Source organism: uncultured Streptomyces sp. (assembly GCF_947488945.1).
Lineage (GTDB): Bacteria > Actinomycetota > Actinomycetes > Streptomycetales > Streptomycetaceae > Streptomyces.
In genome coordinates this window covers 17,766-37,900 of the sequence record NZ_CANLBS010000009.1, presented here as the reverse complement: position 1 = coordinate 37,900, position 20,135 = coordinate 17,766, and the positions used below count along the sequence as shown (strand labels likewise).

Genomic DNA, 20,135 nt, shown 5'->3' with positions numbered 1-20,135 from the left:
CTGCGCAGGTGACTGTGGAATCGCTCCCGGATGTTTCGCATCCGGTCGAGCTGCGCCCTGGCACTTGTGCTGGGGCGTTTCGTCTTTACCGGCCCCTTCTGAGCGGTCCTCATCACCCGGAAGGAGGCCGACGCTCATGGCAAGGCCCGACAAGGCTGCCGCGGTAGCCGAGCTGACGGACCAGTTCCGCAGCTCGAACGCCGCCGTGCTGACCGAGTACCGGGGTCTCACCGTGGCCCAGCTCAAGCAGCTGCGCCGTTCGCTCGGTGAGAACGCCCAGTACGCCGTGGTGAAGAACACGCTGACCAAGATTGCGGCCAACGAGGCCGGGATCGACACGCTGGACGACCTGTTCTCGGGTCCGACGGCGGTTGCCTTCGTCACCGGTGACCCGGTGGAGTCGGCGAAGGGTCTTCGTGACTTCGCCAAGGAGAACCCCAACCTCGTCATCAAGGGCGGTGTCCTTGACGGCAAGGCGCTGTCCGCCGACGAGATCAAGAAGCTCGCGGACCTCGAGTCCCGCGAGGTTCTGCTCTCCAAGCTGGCGGGTGCCCTGAAGGGCAAGCAGACTCAGGCTGCTGTCCTCTTCCAGGCACTCCCGTCGAAGTTCGTCCGCACCGCGGAAGCGCTTCGCGCCAAGAAGGAAGAGCAGGGCGGTGCCGGTACTCCGGCTCCCGCCGAGGCCGCAGAGTAATTCGCTCCGCGGTCCAGCGGGCTCCACGTACGCCCGCCGACATACACCTCCGGCACCTGCCGAATTAGTGGAAGGACGCCTATCATGGCGAAGCTGTCCCAGGACGACCTGCTCGCGCAGTTCGAAGAGATGACCCTCATCGAGCTCTCCGAGTTCGTGAAGGCGTTCGAGGAGAAGTTCGACGTCACCGCCGCCGCCGCGGTCGCCGCCCCGGTCGCCGGTGGCGCCGGCGCCGGTGCTGCCGAGGCCGTCGAGGAGCAGGACGAGTTCGACGTCATCCTCACCGGTGCCGGCGAGAAGAAGATCCAGGTCATCAAGGTCGTGCGTGAGCTCACCTCGCTGGGCCTGAAGGAGGCCAAGGACCTCGTGGACGGCGCTCCGAAGCCGGTCCTCGAGAAGGTCGCCAAGGAGGCCGCCGAGAAGGCCGCCGAGTCCCTCAAGGGCGCCGGCGCCTCGGTCGAGGTCAAGTAATCACCCGAGGGGTCCGCTGACCCCTCAGGGACGCCCCTGCCGCCGCGCAGGGGGGTCCCACGTCGAAGGGCGATCACCCATCCGGGTGGTCGCCCTTCGGCGTTCCCCGGACGCCTCCGAGGTGGCTGCCTTGAACTTCGGGCGTCGAGGGGTATCGTGATCTTCGCCGTACGCCTCCTGGGGGCGCCCTCACGGCCCGGAGCCACCGGCGGTGGCCGTCCGGGGCGGCGTCCGGGCCCGAGGGCCTTGACGAACCGCACGAGGCGCGCAATTCTCAGGACGCGTCCCCATCTCGATCCGCATTCGAGGCATGGATCGGGATGGGAACGGGAAGTAAAGAAGCGCGCACCCGGCGCGAGGGCTAGACATAGGTGTTGAGAACAGCCGTTGACAGCGACGTGGGTCTCTGAGAACCCCGACTGGACATCAGTGTGCCTCTTGGCTACACTGACCCTTTGCGCTGCCTGTTAGCTGCTCCCTGCCCGTCACCAGGGGCATGCCCACGTACGAACACCGGGTTCAGACACTTCCCATCTGGGACGTCCGTGCCGGTGCCTCCGATGTGGGACCGGTACGCGCGTAGTGAGTCCGAGCCCTCGGAAGGACCCCCTCTTGGCCGCCTCGCGCAACGCCTCGACCGCGAATACGAACAACGGTGCCAGCACCGCCCCGCTGCGCATCTCCTTTGCAAAGATCAAGGAGCCCCTCGAGGTTCCGAACCTCCTCGCGCTGCAGACCGAGAGCTTTGACTGGCTCCTCGGCAACGCCGCCTGGAAGGCTCGCGTCGAGGCTGCTCTGGACAGTGGAAACGACGTCCCCACCAAGTCCGGCCTGGAGGAGATCTTCGAGGAGATCTCGCCGATCGAGGACTTCTCCGGGTCGATGTCGCTCACGTTCCGCGACCATCGCTTCGAACCCCCGAAGAACTCGATCGACGAGTGCAAGGAGCGCGACTTCACCTTCGCGGCCCCGCTCTTCGTCACCGCCGAGTTCACCAACAACGAGACCGGCGAGATCAAGTCCCAGACGGTCTTCATGGGCGACTTCCCGCTCATGACCAACAAGGGCACCTTCGTCATCAACGGCACCGAGCGTGTCGTGGTGTCGCAGCTGGTGCGCTCGCCGGGCGTCTACTTCGACTCCTCCATCGACAAGACGTCCGACAAGGACATCTTCTCGGCCAAGATCATCCCGTCCCGGGGTGCCTGGCTGGAGATGGAGATCGACAAGCGCGACATGGTCGGTGTCCGCATCGACCGCAAGCGCAAGCAGTCCGTCACCGTCCTCCTCAAGGCTCTCGGCTGGACCACCGAGCAGATCCTGGAGGAGTTCGGCGAGTACGAGTCGATGCGCGCCACCCTGGAGAAGGACCACACCCAGGGCCAGGACGACGCGCTGCTCGACATCTACCGCAAGCTGCGCCCGGGCGAGCCGCCCACGCGCGAGGCCGCTCAGACGCTGCTCGAGAATCTCTACTTCAACCCGAAGCGCTACGACCTCGCCAAGGTCGGCCGCTACAAGGTGAACAAGAAGCTCGGCGCCGACGAGCCGCTGGACGCGGGCGTCCTCACCAGCGACGACGTCATCGCGACCATCAAGTACCTGGTCAAGCTGCACGCCGGTGAGACCGAGACGGTCGGCGAGTCCGGCCGCTCGATCGTCGTCGAGACCGACGACATCGACCACTTCGGCAACCGCCGTCTGCGCAACGTCGGCGAGCTCATCCAGAACCAGGTCCGCACGGGTCTGGCGCGGATGGAGCGCGTCGTGCGCGAGCGCATGACGACCCAGGACGTCGAGGCGATCACGCCGCAGACCCTGATCAACATCCGGCCGGTCGTCGCCTCCATCAAGGAGTTCTTCGGCACCAGCCAGCTTTCGCAGTTCATGGACCAGAACAACCCGCTGTCGGGTCTGACGCACAAGCGTCGCCTCTCGGCACTGGGTCCCGGTGGTCTGTCGCGTGAGCGGGCCGGCTTCGAGGTCCGCGACGTGCACCCGTCCCACTACGGACGCATGTGCCCGATCGAGACCCCCGAAGGCCCGAACATCGGTCTGATCGGTTCGCTCGCCTCGTACGGCCGCGTCAACGCGTTCGGCTTCATCGAGACGCCGTACCGCAAGGTCGTCGACGGCCAGGTCACCGACGAGGTCGACTACGTCACCGCCGACGAGGAGGACCGCTACGTCATCGCCCAGGCGAACGCGACGCTCTCCGACGAGCTCCGCTTCACCGAGGCCCGCGTGCTGGTCCGCCGCCGTGGCGGAGAGGTCGACTACGTGCCGCCGGCCGAGGTCGACTACATGGACGTCTCGCCGCGCCAGATGGTGTCCGTCGCCACCGCGATGATCCCGTTCCTGGAGCACGACGACGCCAACCGCGCCCTCATGGGCGCGAACATGATGCGCCAGGCGGTGCCGCTCATCAAGTCGGAGGCGCCGCTCGTCGGCACCGGCATGGAGTACCGCTGCGCCACCGACGCCGGTGACGTGCTCAAGGCCGAGAAGGACGGTGTGGTCCAGGAGGTCTCCGCGGACTACATCACCGTCACGAACGACGACGGCACGTACACCACGTACCGCATCGCCAAGTTCATGCGCTCCAACCAGGGCACCTCGGTCAACCAGAAGGTCGTCGTCTCCGAGGGCGACCGGGTCGTGGCCGAGCAGGTGCTCGCCGACGGACCGGCCACCGAGAACGGTGAGATGGCCCTCGGCAAGAACCTCCTCGTGGCGTTCATGCCGTGGGAAGGCCACAACTACGAGGACGCGATCATCCTGTCGCAGCGCCTCGTGCAGGACGACGTCCTCTCCTCGATCCACATCGAGGAGCACGAGGTCGACGCCCGTGACACCAAGCTCGGCCCGGAGGAGATCACCCGGGACATCCCGAACGTCTCCGAAGAGGTCCTCGCGGACCTCGACGAGCGCGGCATCATCCGCATCGGTGCCGAGGTCGTCGCCGGCGACATCCTCGTCGGCAAGGTCACGCCCAAGGGTGAGACCGAGCTGACCCCCGAGGAGCGCCTGCTGCGCGCGATCTTCGGCGAGAAGGCGCGCGAAGTGCGCGACACCTCGCTGAAGGTGCCGCACGGCGAGATCGGCAAGGTCATCGGCGTCCGCGTCTTCGACCGCGAAGAGGGCGACGAACTGCCGCCGGGCGTGAACCAGCTGGTCCGCGTCTACGTCGCGCAGAAGCGCAAGATCACCGATGGTGACAAGCTCGCCGGCCGTCACGGCAACAAGGGCGTCATCTCGAAGATCCTGCCGATCGAGGACATGCCGTTCCTGGAGGACGGCACCCCGGTCGACATCATCCTCAACCCGCTGGGTGTCCCGTCCCGAATGAACCCGGGACAGGTCCTGGAGATCCACCTCGGCTGGCTCGCCAGCCGCGGCTGGGACGTCTCCGGCCTCGGTGACGAGTGGGCCAAGCGCCTGCAGGCCATCGGCGCCGACCAGGTCGCGCCCGGCACCAATGTCGCCACGCCCGTCTTCGACGGCGCGCGCGAGGACGAGATCTCCGGTCTCTTCGAGGCCACGATCCCGAACCGCGACGGCAACCGTCTGGTCCAGCCCACCGGAAAGGCCAACCTGTTCGACGGCCGCTCCGGCGAGCCGTTCCCGGCCCCGGTCTCCGTCGGCTACATGTACATCCTCAAGCTGCACCACCTGGTCGACGACAAGCTGCACGCCCGTTCGACCGGGCCGTACTCCATGATCACCCAGCAGCCGCTCGGTGGTAAGGCTCAGTTCGGTGGACAGCGCTTCGGTGAGATGGAGGTGTGGGCGCTGGAGGCTTACGGCGCCGCGTACGCACTCCAGGAGCTGCTGACGATCAAGTCCGACGACGTGACCGGCCGCGTGAAGGTCTACGAGGCCATCGTCAAGGGCGAGAACATCCCCGAGCCGGGCATCCCGGAGTCCTTCAAGGTTCTCATCAAGGAAATGCAGTCGCTCTGCCTCAACGTGGAGGTGCTGTCCTCGGACGGCATGTCCATCGAGATGCGCGACACGGACGAGGACGTCTTCCGCGCGGCGGAGGAACTCGGTATCGACCTGTCCCGGCGTGAGCCGAGCAGCGTCGAAGAGGTCTGACGGGTAGGCCGGCCGGATCTCCCTGATCCGGCCGGCCCTCCCGGGACCCGTTCAGACCATTGCTGAAGTGCCCCGTTTTCTCGCTCAGGCGAGGGGGCTCGAACCCCCGAAAGAGGGATTGACGACAAGTGCTCGACGTCAACTTCTTCGACGAGCTGCGGATCGGCCTTGCCACCGCGGACGACATCCGGACCTGGTCCCACGGCGAAGTGAAGAAGCCGGAGACCATCAACTACCGCACGCTCAAGCCCGAAAAGGACGGACTCTTCTGCGAGAAGATCTTCGGTCCGACCCGGGACTGGGAGTGCTACTGCGGCAAGTACAAGCGTGTCCGCTTCAAGGGCATCATCTGTGAGCGCTGTGGCGTCGAGGTCACGCGCGCCAAGGTGCGCCGTGAGCGCATGGGCCACATCGAGCTTGCCGCTCCCGTCACCCACATCTGGTACTTCAAGGGCGTCCCGTCGCGCCTCGGCTACCTGCTGGACCTCGCGCCGAAGGACCTCGAGAAGGTCATCTACTTCGCCGCGTACATGATCACGTTCGTCGACGAGGAGCGCCGCACCCGCGACCTCCCGTCGCTGGAGGCGCACGTCTCCGTCGAGCGCCAGCAGATCGAGAACCGCCGCGACTCCGACCTGGAGAACCGCGCCAAGAAGCTCGAGACCGACCTGGCCGAGCTGGAGGCCGAGGGCGCCAAGGCCGACGTCCGCCGCAAGGTGCGCGAAGGCGCCGAGCGCGAGATGAAGCAGCTCCGTGACCGCGCGCAGCGCGAGATCGACCGTCTCGACGAGGTGTGGAGCCGCTTCAAGAACCTCAAGGTCCAGGACCTGGAGGGCGACGAGCTGCTCTACCGCGAGCTGCGCGACCGCTTCGGCACCTACTTCGACGGCTGCATGGGCGCCGCGGCGCTCCAGAAGCGTCTGGAGTCCTTCGACCTCGACGAGGAGGCCGAGCGCCTCCGCGAGATCATCCGCTCCGGCAAGGGCCAGAAGAAGACCCGTGCGCTCAAGCGCCTCAAGGTCGTCTCCGCGTTCCTGCAGACCAGCAACAAGCCCAAGGGCATGGTGCTGGACTGCGTGCCGGTCATCCCGCCGGACCTGCGTCCGATGGTGCAGCTCGACGGTGGCCGCTTCGCGACCTCCGACCTGAACGACCTGTACCGCCGCGTGATCAACCGCAACAACCGCCTGAAGCGGCTTCTCGACCTCGGCGCGCCCGAGATCATCGTGAACAACGAGAAGCGGATGCTCCAGGAGGCCGTGGACGCCCTCTTCGACAACGGTCGTCGTGGTCGCCCGGTCACCGGTCCCGGCAACCGCCCGCTGAAGTCCCTGAGCGACATGCTCAAGGGCAAGCAGGGCCGTTTCCGTCAGAACCTCCTCGGCAAGCGCGTGGACTACTCCGCGCGTTCCGTGATCGTCGTCGGTCCGCAGCTCAAGCTGCACCAGTGCGGTCTGCCGAAGGCGATGGCGCTGGAGCTCTTCAAGCCGTTCGTGATGAAGCGCCTGGTGGACCTGAACCACGCGCAGAACATCAAGTCGGCCAAGCGCATGGTCGAGCGCGGCCGCACCGTGGTGTACGACGTCCTCGAAGAGGTCATCGCCGAGCACCCGGTGCTGCTGAACCGTGCGCCCACCCTGCACCGCCTCGGCATCCAGGCCTTCGAGCCCCAGCTGGTCGAGGGCAAGGCCATCCAGATCCACCCGCTCGTCTGCACCGCGTTCAACGCGGACTTCGACGGTGACCAGATGGCCGTGCACCTGCCGCTCTCCGCGGAGGCGCAGGCCGAGGCCCGCATCCTGATGCTGTCCTCGAACAACATCCTCAAGCCGGCCGACGGCCGTCCGGTCACCATGCCGACCCAGGACATGGTGCTGGGCCTCTTCTTCCTCACCACGGACGAAGAGGGCCGCAACGTCAAGGGCGCCGGTCGCGCGTTCGGCTCCACGGCCGAGGCGACCATGGCCTTCGACGCCCGCGAGCTGTCGCTCCAGGCGAAGGTCGACATCCGCTTCCCGGTGGGCACCATGCCCCCGCGCGGCTGGGTGCCGCCGGTCGCCGAGGAGGGCGAGCCCGAGTACCAGCCGGGCGACACCTTCCGCCTGCGCACCAGCCTGGGCCGCGCGCTCTTCAACGAGCTGCTGCCCGAGGACTACCCGTTCGTCGACTACTCGGTGGGCAAGAAGCAGCTCTCCGAGATCGTCAACGACCTGGCCGAGCGCTACCCCAAGGTCATCGTGGCGGCGACGCTCGACAACCTGAAGGCCGCCGGCTTCCACTGGGCGACGCGCTCCGGCGTCACCGTGGCCGTCTCCGACATCGTCGTCCCCGAGGCCAAGAAGGCCATCGTCAAGGGGTACGAGGACCAGGACGAGAAGGTCCAGAAGCAGTACGAGCGCGGTCTGATCACCAAGGACGAGCGCACGCAGGAGCTCATCGCGATCTGGACCAAGGCGACCAACGAGGTCGCCGAGGCGATGAACGCGAACTTCCCGAAGACGAACCCCATCTTCATGATGGTCGACTCGGGCGCCCGAGGAAACATGATGCAGATGCGTCAGATCGCGGGTATGCGTGGTCTGGTGTCGAACGCCAAGAACGAGACGATCCCCCGTCCCATCAAGGCGTCCTTCCGCGAGGGCCTCACCGTTCTGGAGTACTTCATCTCCACGCACGGTGCCCGTAAGGGTCTGGCGGACACCGCCCTGCGTACCGCCGACTCGGGTTACCTGACCCGTCGTCTGGTGGACGTCTCGCAGGACGTGATCATCCGCGAGGAGGACTGCGGCACCGACCGCGGCCTGAAGCTGAAGATCGCGGTCAAGGGCGCCGACGGCGTCCTGCGCAAGACGGACGACGTCGAGACCTCGGTGTACGCCCGCATGCTGGCCGAGGACGTCGTGGTGGACGGCAAGGTCATCGCCCCCGCCAACGTCGACCTCGGTGACGTCCTGATCGACGCGCTGGTCGCGGCCGGCGTCGAGGAGGTCAAGACCCGCTCGGTCCTGACCTGCGAGTCCGCGGTCGGCACCTGTGCCTTCTGCTACGGACGCTCGCTCGCCACCGGCAAGCTGGTCGACATCGGTGAGGCGGTCGGCATCATCGCCGCCCAGTCCATCGGTGAGCCCGGTACCCAGCTGACGATGCGTACCTTCCACACCGGTGGTGTGGCCGGTGACGACATCACCCAGGGTCTGCCGCGTGTCGTCGAGCTCTTCGAGGCCCGTACGCCCAAGGGTGTCGCCCCGATCTCGGAGGCGGCCGGCCGCGTCCGGATCGAGGAGACCGAGAAGACCAAGAAGCTCGTCGTCACCCCGGACGACGGCAGCGACGAGACGGCGTTCCCGATCTCGAAGCGTGCCCGTCTCCTGGTCGGCGAGGGCGACGCGGTCGAGGTGGGCCAGAAGCTCACCGTCGGTGCGACCAACCCGCACGACGTGCTGCGCATCCTCGGGCAGCGCGCGGTCCAGGTCCACCTGGTCGGCGAAGTCCAGAAGGTCTACAACTCGCAGGGCGTGTCGATCCACGACAAGCACATCGAGATCATCATCCGGCAGATGCTGCGCCGTGTGACGATCATCGAGTCCGGCGACGCGGAGCTGCTTCCGGGCGAGCTGGTCGAGCGGTCGAAGTTCGAGACCGAGAACCGTCGTGTGGTCACCGAGGGCGGTCACCCCGCCTCCGGCCGTCCGCAGCTGATGGGTATCACCAAGGCCTCGCTCGCGACCGAGTCGTGGCTGTCGGCGGCGTCCTTCCAGGAGACGACCAGGGTCCTCACCGACGCGGCGATCAACGCCAAGTCGGACTCCCTGATCGGCCTCAAGGAGAACGTCATCATCGGTAAGCTCATCCCGGCCGGTACGGGTCTGTCCCGCTACCGCAACATCCGGGTCGAGCCGACCGAGGAGGCCAAGGCCGCGATGTACTCGGCCGTCGGCTACGACGACATCGACTACTCGCCGTTCGGCACCGGCTCCGGCCAGGCCGTCCCGCTGGAGGACTACGACTACGGTCCGTACAACCAGTAAGCGAGTCGCTTGACCGACCGGAGGGCGGTCACCCCGTTGCGTACGGGGTGGCCGCCCTTCGGCGTGCCCGGACGTCTCCCGTCCGGAACCCGTCCCTCCGTAAGCCCTCGTGAGCTGCGGCTTTAGGGCCGCCTAAGAGGTGCCCTTAGCGCGGTGTGCGGTCATTGCCCCGTCGCCACTGATCGGCAGTGGTCTACACGGAGGTTGCTGATATGGCACTGCGTGACGTTCTGCAGTCCCTGAACGACACCGAGCTCGTCGCGAACCCGGCGGAGTCCCGCCTGGCCGGCGAGGGCGTCATCGACCCGGAGCGTGCGTCGGTCCTGCACCACGACGAGTCCCAGGACGCTCCGATGATGGTCATGAGCCAGATCAACGAGGCCTGACGGCTCCGCGGTCGAACGAGGCCCGGGGGCGTTCCGCGCCCCCGGGCTCCACCGAGCAGAGGGATGGGAACATCGCATGAGCACAGCCAATGTCCTGCCCGCCCCGTTGCGGGAGGAGCTCCTGGGAGAGGAGACCTGGGGCCGCTCGCACCGCGTGGTGAGGAACGCCGTCGATCCGTCGCTGCTGCTGTCCTCGGCCGACATCGGGGCCCGACTGGACGCCAGCCTGCTCAAGTGGCCCTATTTCACCCTGCTCAAGAGCGGTGAGGCGCCGGCGCCGTCGTCGTACACCACGGTCCGTGACGTCATCGGGCACAAGGTGGGCGGCTTCGCGGACGCCGCGGCGATCCGCAGGCACATGGCGGCGGGGGCCAGCCTGAAGCTGAACCAGGTCGCCGACTGGCACCGTCCCACCCGGGACCTGGCCCGCACCCTGGAGCAGCAGACCGACTGCGCGGCCAACTCCTACATCTTCTGGACCCCGGAGGCGCAGCAGGGCATGCTGCCGCACCGGGACGCGGCGCACGTGCTGGCGATCCAGGTCGAGGGCCGCAAGGAGTGGCATCTGCACGCCTCGCCGGAGCAGATCGGCGCGCGGGCCGGGCTGGACGTGGACAGCTCCGCCCCCACCCACGTGTTCACCATGGAGCCCGGCGACGTGCTGTACCTGCCGCACGGCTGGCCGCACGACGCGGTGGCCCTGGACGGCGGTTCGCTGCACCTGACCTTCACCCTGACCGGGCCCACGCCCGAGGACCTGGTGGACGCGGTGCTCCGGCGCTTCCTCCAGGACGAGGAAGACCTCGTCCACCACTTCCACACGCGTCCGCTGGACGCGCGCACCGCCGAGGTGCGGGCGGCGCTCGCCCGGACGGTGGGCGACCTGGACGGCGGCGCCTGGACGCGCACCGCACTGGACTCCATGCGAAAGGCGATCAGCTGATGACGACGACGGCACCGGTCCCCGCCCCGCGGACCGAGGAGGCCCCGGCCGGGACCCCCACCCTGCTGGAGCACCTGGTCGGCGACACCGAGGCCTTCTTCCGGGACCACTGGGCCCATCAGCCCGTGGTGCTGCGCGCGCCGCACGACCTCACCGGTCTGATCACCGAGCAGGAGATGTGGGACGAGGTCGAGTGCGGGATGCTCTCGCGCCCGTACTTCACCGCCTTCAACGAGGGGGTCCGCACCGCGATCAGCGACATGACCACCAAGCGGAACGTGGTGGGGCACGAGCTGTCGGGGTACGTCCGCGAGGAGCAGATCCGCAGCGACTTCGAGGCGGGCGGGACCTTCAAGTTCAACCAGGCCGAGCACTGGCACCCCCGTATCCGGGCGCTGGTCAAGGGCATGGAACCGCACTTCGCCGGCGGCCTGGAGTCCTTCGTCTTCCTCAGCCCGCCCGGCAAGACGGCGATGCAGGCGCACTACGACGGGGCGCACGTCTTCGTGCTCCAGATCGCCGGGGTCAAGGACTGGACGTTCGGGCGGATCCACCCCGGGTCCACCAGCGACTCCGTCCTGCACGAGGGCATGATCGCCGACGACCAGCGGATCGAGACCACGCTGCGCCCCGGCGACGTGCTCTACATGCCGCACGGCACCCCGCACTGCGCGACGGCGCGGGAGGGCAACTCGATCCATATCGCGATCACCGTCGAGGAGCCCACCGCGGAGAACCTCGCCAGTGTCTTCCTGGCCTCGTTCATGGGCAGCGACGCCTTCGCGGAGATCGAGCGGGACCACCACACCCGGAGCCTCGACGAGCGGGTGGAGAGCGTCCGCAAGGCGCTGCTGGGCCATCTCGCGGAGGCCGACGAGCGGCGCGTCCGCGACGCGGCGGTGAAGCTGCGCCGGGAGCACAGGTGAGGCCTGCCCACGCCCCCTGGATGACCGGCGGGGCGCCGCCGGTCACCACCCGCGGGACCCTGCGCGGCGTCGAGCCGGAGGAGACGTGGGCGCGGCTCGTGCCGCTGCTGCCCGGACGCGGCGTGACGCGGGTCGCCGATCTCACCGACCTCGACGTGCTCGGGATCCCGGTGTGGTCGGCTCTCCGGCCGGCCGCCGCGACCCTGGTCGCCAGCGCGGGCAAGGGCCTCACCCACACTGCCGCGCGGATCTCCGCGGTCGTGGAGTCCCTGGAGGTGGCGGCGGCGGAGCAGACGCGTCCGCCGGTCGTCCACCGGGGCACGGCCGCCGGGCTGGATCCCGGCTACGGCGTGCGCGAACTCTCCCTGCACCCGGTCTCGTTGGCCGACGACCGGACCGTGCTGGAGTGGACGGACGGGTGGGACCTGGTCTCCGGCCGGCCCGCCCCGGTGCCGGCGGCCGCCGTCGGCCTGCGCGGCTGGGCGGCGGACGGCTGGCAGCCGCCGCTGTTCGTGACCACCACCAACGGGCTCGCGGGCGGCAACGACCACGTGGAGGCGGCCCTGCACGGGCTGCTGGAACTGGTCGAGCGCGATTCCCTGGCCCGGCTCGCACCGGGCGGCGGGACGCGGGTGGACCCGGACGCCCTGGGCGACCGGCTCGGCCCGGTGGTGGAGCGGGTGCGGGCGGCCGGCGCCGAGATCGTGCTGGAGCGGATTCCGTCGGTGCCCGGCACCTGGACGTACACCTGCTGGCTGATCCAGCCGGAGATGTGGCAGGTCTTCGGCGGTTCCGGCTGCCACACCGTGCCCGCCATCGCCGCCGAACGGGCCCTGATGGAGGCGGTTCAGAGCCGGGGCTCCACCATCAGCGGCGCCCGCGACGACATCCCCGACTGGACCTTCCGCCGGGCCGGACCGGCCCCCCGGCCGCCGCTGCGACCGGCCGGCGTGTCGGAGGGACTGCCGCTGGAGGACCCGCCGGTCCGGCCGCTGGACGAAGTCCTGGACGGCGTGGTGGAAGCGGTCCGCGCGACCACCGGCAGGCCCGTGCTGGCCGTGGACCTGACCCCGCCGGCGGCGCCCTGGCCCCCCGTCGTCCAGGTCTTCGCCCCCGGCCTCGGCCTGACCCTGGAGCATCCGCGCCCGCAGGAACTCACGAGCAGGAGTTTTGTGTGACGTCCCGCCGCTTCGCGTTCGTGGGCCCGACGCTGCCCCCGTCCGAACGCCCCGACCACGGGTACACCTATCTGCCGCCGGTCCGGCACGGCGACCTGTACGCGCTCGACGCGCGCCCCGGTGACCGGATCCTGATCGTGGACGGCGTCTACCAGCACTTCGCCCCGATCCGGCACAAGGAGATCCTGGCCCAGCTGGCCCGCGGGGTGCACGTCGCCGGGGCGGCCAGCCTCGGTGCGCTCCGCGCCGCGGAGCTGGACGGCTTCGGCATGCGCGGCATCGGCCACGTCTACGGGCAGGCACGCGACGGCCGGCTCGTCGCGGACTCCGACGTCGCGCTGCTGCACGCGGACGACGGCGAGGACGAGGGCGCCGCCCGCGGGCTGACCCTGCCGCTGGTCGCGGTGCGGCACGCCGCGGGAAGGCTGCTGGCCGCCGGGAAGCTGGACGCGCAGGCCGCGGCGGAGGCCGAACGGGCGGCGGCGGCACTGCACTTCACCGAGCGGTCGGCCCGCGCCCTGCTGCACCGGGCCGGGGACGCGCGCGGGGCGGTGGAGGCGGTGCTCGCCGAGATCGCCGAGCACGGTGACGTGAAGAAGCAGGACGCCCTGCTGGCGCTGGCCGCCGAGGACGCCCCCGCGGCCGTCTCCGTTCCGGCCGCGTCCGTCTGGCACAGCTCGTACGGCCGGGAGGGCGAGTTCGACCACCGGCCGCTGCTGCCCGGCTCGCGGGTGACGGCCCGGATCGCGCTGGCCTGCCTGCAGTTGTTCGCGGCCGACTTCCCCGACCGGCACCGCGCCTACGCCCTGCGGCTCGCGGCCACCGCCGCCGGTCCGGCGCCGGACGCGGACGCCGGACGGGTGCTGGCCGCGGCGGGCTTCCCACCGGCCCCGCGCCCCGAAGCCCTGCTGGCCCGGTCCACGGCGGCCACCGTGGGCTGGACGGCGGACGAACGGCTGCTGGCCCGCACGTTCCGGCTGCCGCCGGGCCGACTCGTCTACCACGACCTGCCGCCCGAGGCGCTGGCCGGCGCCTCGCCCGCCGAGGTCGAGCGCTGGTGCCTGCGCCTGCTGCCGCCGGCGGGCCGCCCGCCGGCCCCGACCGGGCGCTGCCACCTCGTGCTGCGCGACCTGTGGCAGGCGCGCAGCGACCACGAGTACCGGCTGTGCGTCCTGGAGCGCGGGTTCCGGGACGAGCAGGAAGCCGCCCGGCTGGCCCGGGTGTTCGATCTGGAACTGGTCGACCGCCTCGCCCGGACGGCGGCCTGATGACCGCGCCCACCGCCGAGAAGGCCCCTCCCGGGCAGACGCCCTTCGGGCGGGCCATGGGCTTCGTGGAGGAACTGGTCCTCGAACCGCGGGCCGGACAGGTCGCCGCGTTCGGCGGCGACGAGGTGCTGCTCGGCGTCTCGGCACCGGCCCCGGACAACGCGCTGGTCCCCACCCTGGTCGCGTACGCGCGGGACGCCGCGGGCGCCTGGAGTCCGGTGTGGACGATGCCGTACGCCGACGAGGCGGTGCGGGTGCCGGGCGGATTCGTGTGCGTACGCCGCCGGCAGGGCCAGAGCCTCGTGCTGCGCCGGACCGGCGGCCCGGAGCGGGTGCTGCACCACACCTCCGGGCGGGTGCTGGGCCTCGCCGACCGGCCCGGGACCGCCGACGTCGTCTGTGTCGTCGGCGTCGCCGACGCCTCGGTCCGCCATCCGCGCGGGCTGTTCGCCGGGTCCGACGCGGTGTGGTCCGACGGCTCGGACCTCTCGCTCGGCGCGGCCCGCCGCCCTCTCGACGCCTGGCGCGTCCTGCTGCTCACGACCAGCGCCGACGGGGCGCCGCGCGAGCTGCCCATCGAGGTGCCGGCGGGCCGGCAACTCACCGGCGAAGCGGCCTGGGCCGGGGCCGGGACCCTGCTGCTCGGGATGTGCGCGCAGTCGCCCGGCGGGGTGCGCCGTTTCTCGCTGCTCGCGGTCGCCGTCGACGGGGAGGGGTCGCCGCACGGGCGTCCGCTCGACTTCGAGGGGCTGGACCTCTGCTATCCGGTGCAGCACCCGCGCGGTGGCTCCGTCGCCTACCTCGGCACCACGGTCCCGTCCGGCGACGAGCCGCCCGCGCAGATCGCCTGCGTACTGGACGGCTCCACGGGGGAGTTGCGGAGGCTGACCGAGCCGGGCGGCCTGTGGCAGCGGCCGGCCGGCTGGACCCGCTCCGGGAAGCTCGTCTGCACGGCCGAGGACGGGCCGCGCCGGTCCGTCCACGTGTACGACCCGGACGGCGGCGGCTGGACGACCGTGCCGGTCGGGGGGTCGGTCCTCCATCTGCGGGTGTGGGACGAGTACGCCTCCGTGCTGGTCTCCACCCCCGACGTGCCGCCGGCCCTGGACGTGGTGGACCTGCGCACCGGCGCCGCCGAGCGGGTGGAGACGACCCGGCTGCCGCCGGTCCCGGGCCGGGCGGCCCACCGCACCCAGCGGGTCGGGGGCGTGGCGGGCCCGCTGGCGAGCTGGCTCTGCCTGCCCGACGACGGGCCGGCGCGGGCCACCGTCGTCTTCTTCCACGGTGGCCCCTTCAAGAGCTGGACGGAGTGGTCCTGGCGCTGGAACCCCTGGCCGTTCGTGGCGCAGGGCTACGCGGTGGCCCTGGTCGAGCCGCCCCTGAGTCTCGGCTACGGGGCCGCCGTCGGCGCGGGCTGGCGCGCCTGGCGCACCGGCATCGCCGCGGCCGCCGCCGAACAGGTGCGCATGCTCCGGGCCGACGCCGGCCTGGAGGCCACCGACCTCGCCCTGATGGGCGGCAGTTTCGGCGGCTACCTGGCGCTGGCCACGGCGGCGGAGCTGCGCCCCCGGCTGGTGGCGGCGCACGCCGCGCCGCTCGACTTCGTCCAGGTGGCGGCCGGCAGCGACGTCGGCTGGCAGTGGGTGCGCGAGTACGGCGACCTGGCGGCGCGCGAGGCCGACTACCTCGCGCAGAGCCTGCCCCGCCGCCCGGTGCTGCCCGGCACCCGCGTGCTGCTCTCGCACGGGGTGCACGACGGACTGGTGCCGCCCACCGAGACCCTGCGAGCCCACCGGTCGCTGCTGAGCGAGGGCGCCCGCAGCGAGGTGGCGTTCTTCCCGACGGAGGCGCACCCGCTGAGCCGGCCCGGCAACGTGCGCGCCTGGTACCGGTGGGCGCTCACGGCGTGCGCCGACGAGTTCCGCCCGCCCGGCACGCGACCGGACGCGGGAACGGACGCCGGGCCGGCCGCCGGGACCGGCGCGGGGGAGGAGCGGTGGTGACCGGCCCCGCTCCCCGCCCGGTCGTGACGCGCGGCAGCATCGCCCGGGGCCTGGAAGCCCTCGGAGTCGGCCCCGCGAGCGTGGTCCTGGTCCACTCGTCGCTGCGCTCCTTCGGCTACGTGGCCGGCGGCGCGCAGACCGTCCACCTCGCGCTGCGGGACGCGCTCGGGCCCGACGGCACCCTCGTGGTGCCCGCCTTCACCCCGCAGCTCTGCCACCCCTCGACCTGGCTCCGCCGCGACCTGGCCCAGCCCTCCGAGGTGGCGGACACGGCCGCCGTGGCCGCCGAGATGCCCGTGTACGACCCGCTGCGCACCCCGGTCGCGCGGACCGTCGGCGCGGTGCCGGACCTGGTGCGGTCGCTGCCGGACGCCCTGCGGTCCTCGCACCCGCACGTGTCGTTCGCGGCCGAGGGCCCGCTCGCCGCCACCGTCGTCGGTAGCCATCCCGACGCCTGGCGGTTCTCCGCGCAGGGCCCGCTGGGGCACCTGTGGGACCTCGACGCCACGGTCCTGATGCTGGGGACGGGGTGGGACCGCTGCACGGCCCTGCACCTCGCCGAGTACCAGGTGGCCTATCCGGGCCGCCGGGCCGGCCGGTGGGCGCTGCCCCGCGCCGGGGCGGACGGTGCGACCGACTGGTATGACGTACCTGAACTCCTCGTCTGGGAGGGCGACTTCCCGGCCGTCGGGACGGCGTACGAAGAGGGCGGCGGGCCGGTGCGCGCGGTGCGCGTCGGTGACGCGGTCTGCCGTGCGGTGCCCCTGCGGCCGCTGGTGCGCTTCGCCGCGCGCCGCATGCTCGCCCACCGCGACCTGCGGCGCGGCGTCGCGCCGCCCGGCTGGCGCGACGTCGTCGAGGCGGACGGTCCCCTTCCCGTGCTGCTCGCGGACTGGGCCGACGAGGAGCGCGCGTACGAGGAAACACCCACCACCAGGAGCACCACGTGAACCATGAAGTCTCCCTGCGGCCCGTCACCGAAGCCGATCTCTTCCTCTTCGAGCGGGAGTTCGCCACCGAGGAGGGGACCGGGCCCTACCAGTGGTTCGGCTTCACCCCGGCCACGGGGCTGCGCCGCCGCCTCCCCGAGGACGGGCTGCTGGGCCCCGACGGAGGCATGCTGAGCGTGGCGGCGGACGGGGAGACGGTGGGGCGGACCGAGTGGTTCCGTTCCTCCTGGGGGCGGCCCGACACGTCGTCCTGCTGGACGGTGGCCATCGGACTGTTCCCCCCGGTGCGCGGCCGGGGCATCGGCACCGAGGCGCAGCGCCTCCTGCTGGGGTACCTCTTCGACCACACGCGTGCCGAGCGCGTCCAAGCGTGGACCGACCACGCCAACATCGCCGAGCAACGCGCCCTGGAAAAGGCCGGGTTCGTCCAGGAGGGCGTCCTGCGCCGGGCCCAGTGGCGGTCCGGCGCCTGGCACGACCAGGTGCTGTACGCCGCCCTGCGCGGGGAGGGGCCGCGATGACCGGGCCGATACCGGGGAGCCTGCGGCTCGACAACGGGATGCGCGTCCTGCTGGAGCCGCTGCCCGGCACCCATGTCGTCGCGGTCTGCCTGCACGTGGGCACCGGCTTCCGCAACGAGCCGGTCGCGGGCGCCGCCCACCTCCTCGAACACGTCCTGGTCCAGGGCGCGTCCAGCAGTCGGCCGCTGACCGACGCCGTCCTCGCCATGGGCGGCACCATGAACGCGCGGACGGCCGCCGACTACACCCAGTTCACCTCGGTGCTGCCGGCGGACGGCCTGGAGATCGGGCTGCGCATCGAGCACGAGCGGCTGGCCGACCCCGACCTGTCCACCGGGCACGTCACCGCCCAGAAGGACGTGGTGCTCGCCGAGATCCGGCGCAACATCCTCCAGCGACCGCACGGCGGACTGGTCCTGTTCGACCTGCCGGACCTGCTGCACGACTCGTGGGAGAACCGGCACAACGGCTACGGCGACGCCGAGGCGCTGGCCGGACTGGACCCCGAGGCGCTGAGTGCGTTCCACGACCGCTCGTACGCCCCGGAGAACGTCCACCTGGTGCTGGCGGGCGACTTCGACCCTGACCGGGCGCGGGAGCTCGTCGCCCGGACGCTGGGCACGCTGCCCGCCCGGCCCACCTGGCGCCGGGCCCCCGTCGGGGAAGGGCCCTCGACCGCTCCCCGGCGGCGGGAGCGCGCCGACCGGGTGGCCCCGGCGGGCCGTACCGTCTGCGGCTTCCGCAGTCCCTCCCCCTCGGCCGACCCGGCCGGTCACCTGGCGACGGTGCTGCTGAGTGAACTCGTCGAGACGCTCGGGGAGGCCTGCGACTGCCACACCCCCGCCGACCGCCCCTGGGGCGGCTTCCGGGCGCGGGTGAGCCGCACCGGCAACCCCTTCGACGTCGCCCACGACACCCTGTTCTCCGTCGACTTCCCGCACCCGGCGGACGCCTCGCCCGACGAGGCGGAGGCGTGCCTGCGCCGGCTGCTCGGCCGCGTCGCCGAAGCCCGGATCCCGATCGCGGAGCCGCTCGCCGTCATCCGCCGGCAGACCGCGCTGCACCTGCACGCGGAGCTGGACTCGGTGACCAGCCGCGCCTCCTGGCTCGCCGTCGGCGCGGCCGTCCACGGCGATCCGCACCACCTGGCCGGGCTGCCCGACGCGCTGCGCGCGGTGCCGGACGAGGAGGTGGCCCGGTGGGCGGGCCACTACGCGAACCGTCCGGGAGCCCGGATCACCAGCCTTCCCGCCCCGGCCGGCCTGCCCGCCGGCCCGGTGCCGTCAGGAGCCGTCCGATGAACGCACCCGCCCCGCCGGTCCTGCCCGAACCGCACTTCGTGCCGCCGGAGCACCTGGACACGGCCGGTCCGCGCGGCACCGCCGTCGCCGTCGCCCGGCCCGGCGCCGGCGGACTCGCCGAGGCCCGCCTGCTGCTCCCGCTGGCTCCGGCCCCGGCGGCGCACACCACCCGTACCAAGATCGCGGCCGAGGTGGTCGGGGCCGCGCTGGAGGAGGCCGTGGGCGCGCTGGCGGTGGTCCGGACCGAGGTGCGGGGCGACCGGCTGGTGATCGCGCTGCGCACCTTCCGGGACGACCTGGCCGACGTCTGCGGCCGGGTCGCCGCCACCGTCGCCGCGGACGGCACTTTCACCCCGGAGCGCGTGGGGCGCGCGGCGGCCCGCGTGGCCGAGGGCCTCACCGCCGCCGCCGGGCACCCCGCCGTGGTGGCCCGGAACGGCTTCCTGGCCGCCGTGTACGGCGACCACCCCTACGGGCGCCCGGCGACGGCGGCCGAGGCGGCGGCGGTCACCGGGCCGGAGGCGTCCGCCCTGCTCGCGGGCGCGCCCGCGGCCGGCCGCCGGGCCGTCGTGGTGGGCCCCGGCCCCGCCGACGCGCTGCTGGCGGACGCGACGGCGCTGCTGCCCGGTCCGGGGACGCCCCCGTCCGGACCGGCCGCGTCCGGTCCCGGCCCGGCGCAGGGGCCCCGGCCGGGACCGTCCGGCCGCGGGCCCGTCACGCTGGTGCTGCCCGCCGCTCCCCAGACGCTGATCCGGCTGGGCGGGCACGTCCCCGGCCGCGGCGACCGGGACTACCCCGCCCTCCAGCTGGCCGTCCTCATGCTCGGCGGCTACTTCGGCAGCCGGCTGACCCGCGTGCTGCGGGAGCGCGAGGGGCTCGCGTACGCCCCGCGCGCGGTGCTCGACCCGCTCGGCCGGACGGCCGCGTTCACCGTCGAGGCCGACGTGCGCAACGACGGCGCCGCCCGTGCCCTGGTCCTGATCCGCGAGGAACTGGACCGGCTCGCGGCGGGCGGTTTCACCGGCCCCGAGCTGAGCGGCGCGTGCCACTACGCCGTCGGTTCGATGGCGATGGCCTGCTCCTCGCGCTCGGGCACCGCCTCCACCCTCACCGGCGTCCTGGCGAGCGGGCTGGCCCCCGACTGGCTCCGCGGGTACGAGGACCGGCTGCGCGCCACCACGGCCGAGGACGTGGCCCGCGTCGCCGCCGCCCACCTGGCGCCCGGCACGACCGGGGTGGTCGTCGCCCCGGCCCTCGCGCCCGGCCTGCCCCCGCCGCCCGTCTGAACCCGCCCCGGCCCCGCCCGGTCACCGCGCCCCGCCCGATGGCCACGCCCTGCCCGAAGACCACGCCCCCGCCCGTCCGCCT

At 71.8% G+C, this 20,135-nt stretch carries 14 protein-coding genes; all 14 read left to right on the top strand.

From position 1 onward, the window contains the following. Nucleotides 1-136: 136 nt before the first annotated feature. The 14 genes from rplJ (at nt 137) to Q0994_RS16145 (ending at nt 20,053) form a co-directional block, all read left to right on the top strand. The gene (gene rplJ / locus Q0994_RS16210) at nt 137-694 is read left to right on the top strand and encodes a 50S ribosomal protein L10 (protein ID WP_299534954.1); all 558 of its coding nucleotides are present in this window, start codon (nt 137-139) and stop codon (nt 692-694) included. An 84-nt stretch (nt 695-778) separates the two neighbouring features. Next, complete coding sequence (rplL, locus tag Q0994_RS16205; protein WP_299534952.1) at nt 779-1,165, top strand: 50S ribosomal protein L7/L12; 387 nt, start codon at nt 779-781, stop codon at nt 1,163-1,165. A 612-nt stretch (nt 1,166-1,777) separates the two neighbouring features. Next, complete coding sequence (gene rpoB, locus Q0994_RS16200) at nt 1,778-5,263, top strand: DNA-directed RNA polymerase subunit beta (RefSeq protein WP_299534950.1); 3,486 nt, start codon at nt 1,778-1,780, stop codon at nt 5,261-5,263. A 128-nt stretch (nt 5,264-5,391) separates the two neighbouring features. Then, a complete protein-coding gene (locus Q0994_RS16195) occupies nt 5,392-9,291 on the top strand; it encodes a DNA-directed RNA polymerase subunit beta' (protein ID WP_299534948.1) in 3,900 nt (1,299 codons plus the stop codon). Nucleotides 9,292-9,503: 212 nt separating this feature from the next. Continuing rightward, complete coding sequence (locus Q0994_RS16190) at nt 9,504-9,677, top strand: hypothetical protein (protein ID WP_018550653.1); 174 nt, start codon at nt 9,504-9,506, stop codon at nt 9,675-9,677. Nucleotides 9,678-9,753: 76 nt separating this feature from the next. Next, nucleotides 9,754-10,620, top strand: a complete 867-nt coding sequence (locus Q0994_RS16185) for a JmjC domain-containing protein (protein WP_299534944.1) — start codon at nt 9,754-9,756, stop codon at nt 10,618-10,620. Beyond that, nucleotides 10,620-11,546, top strand: a complete 927-nt coding sequence (locus Q0994_RS16180; RefSeq protein ID WP_299534942.1) for a JmjC domain-containing protein — start codon at nt 10,620-10,622, stop codon at nt 11,544-11,546. Before Q0994_RS16185 ends, Q0994_RS16180 begins: the two co-directional genes overlap by 1 nt. Beyond that, complete coding sequence (locus Q0994_RS16175) at nt 11,543-12,724, top strand: YcaO-like family protein (protein WP_299534940.1); 1,182 nt, start codon at nt 11,543-11,545, stop codon at nt 12,722-12,724. Before Q0994_RS16180 ends, Q0994_RS16175 begins: the two co-directional genes overlap by 4 nt. After that, entirely contained in the window at nt 12,721-13,992 is a 1,272-nt protein-coding gene (locus Q0994_RS16170) for a TfuA-like protein (protein ID WP_299534938.1), read from the top strand. Before Q0994_RS16175 ends, Q0994_RS16170 begins: the two co-directional genes overlap by 4 nt. After that, nucleotides 13,992-15,995 (top strand): prolyl oligopeptidase family serine peptidase, encoded by a 2,004-nt coding sequence (locus Q0994_RS16165; protein ID WP_299534935.1) that lies wholly within the window; start codon nt 13,992-13,994, stop codon nt 15,993-15,995. The genes Q0994_RS16170 and Q0994_RS16165 overlap by 1 nt, the downstream gene beginning before the upstream one ends. Then, the gene (locus Q0994_RS16160) at nt 15,992-16,945 is read left to right on the top strand and encodes an aminoglycoside N(3)-acetyltransferase (protein WP_299534933.1); all 954 of its coding nucleotides are present in this window, start codon (nt 15,992-15,994) and stop codon (nt 16,943-16,945) included. The genes Q0994_RS16165 and Q0994_RS16160 overlap by 4 nt, the downstream gene beginning before the upstream one ends. Further along, the gene (locus Q0994_RS16155) at nt 16,942-17,466 is read left to right on the top strand and encodes a GNAT family N-acetyltransferase (RefSeq protein ID WP_299534930.1); all 525 of its coding nucleotides are present in this window, start codon (nt 16,942-16,944) and stop codon (nt 17,464-17,466) included. The genes Q0994_RS16160 and Q0994_RS16155 overlap by 4 nt, the downstream gene beginning before the upstream one ends. Continuing rightward, nucleotides 17,463-18,767 (top strand): pitrilysin family protein, encoded by a 1,305-nt coding sequence (locus Q0994_RS16150; RefSeq protein WP_299534927.1) that lies wholly within the window; start codon nt 17,463-17,465, stop codon nt 18,765-18,767. Before Q0994_RS16155 ends, Q0994_RS16150 begins: the two co-directional genes overlap by 4 nt. Then, a complete protein-coding gene (locus Q0994_RS16145) occupies nt 18,764-20,053 on the top strand; it encodes a pitrilysin family protein (RefSeq protein WP_299534925.1) in 1,290 nt (429 codons plus the stop codon). The genes Q0994_RS16150 and Q0994_RS16145 overlap by 4 nt, the downstream gene beginning before the upstream one ends. The last annotated feature ends 82 nt before the right edge of the window (nt 20,054-20,135 follow it).

Bases quoted from the DNA above. Each gene is read 5' to 3' on its own strand.
- rplJ (WP_299534954.1), top strand. From the start codon at position 137: ATGGCAAGGCCCGACAAGGCTGCCGCGGTAGCCGAGCTGACGGACCAG.
- rplL (WP_299534952.1), top strand. From the start codon at position 779: ATGGCGAAGCTGTCCCAGGACGACCTGCTCGCGCAGTTCGAAGAGATG.
- Q0994_RS16190 (WP_018550653.1), top strand. From the start codon at position 9,504: ATGGCACTGCGTGACGTTCTGCAGTCCCTGAACGACACCGAGCTCGTC.
- Q0994_RS16185 (WP_299534944.1), top strand. From the start codon at position 9,754: ATGAGCACAGCCAATGTCCTGCCCGCCCCGTTGCGGGAGGAGCTCCTG.
- Q0994_RS16180 (WP_299534942.1), top strand. From the start codon at position 10,620: ATGACGACGACGGCACCGGTCCCCGCCCCGCGGACCGAGGAGGCCCCG.
- Q0994_RS16165 (WP_299534935.1), top strand. From the start codon at position 13,992: ATGACCGCGCCCACCGCCGAGAAGGCCCCTCCCGGGCAGACGCCCTTC.
- Q0994_RS16150 (WP_299534927.1), top strand. From the start codon at position 17,463: ATGACCGGGCCGATACCGGGGAGCCTGCGGCTCGACAACGGGATGCGC.
- Q0994_RS16145 (WP_299534925.1), top strand. From the start codon at position 18,764: ATGAACGCACCCGCCCCGCCGGTCCTGCCCGAACCGCACTTCGTGCCG.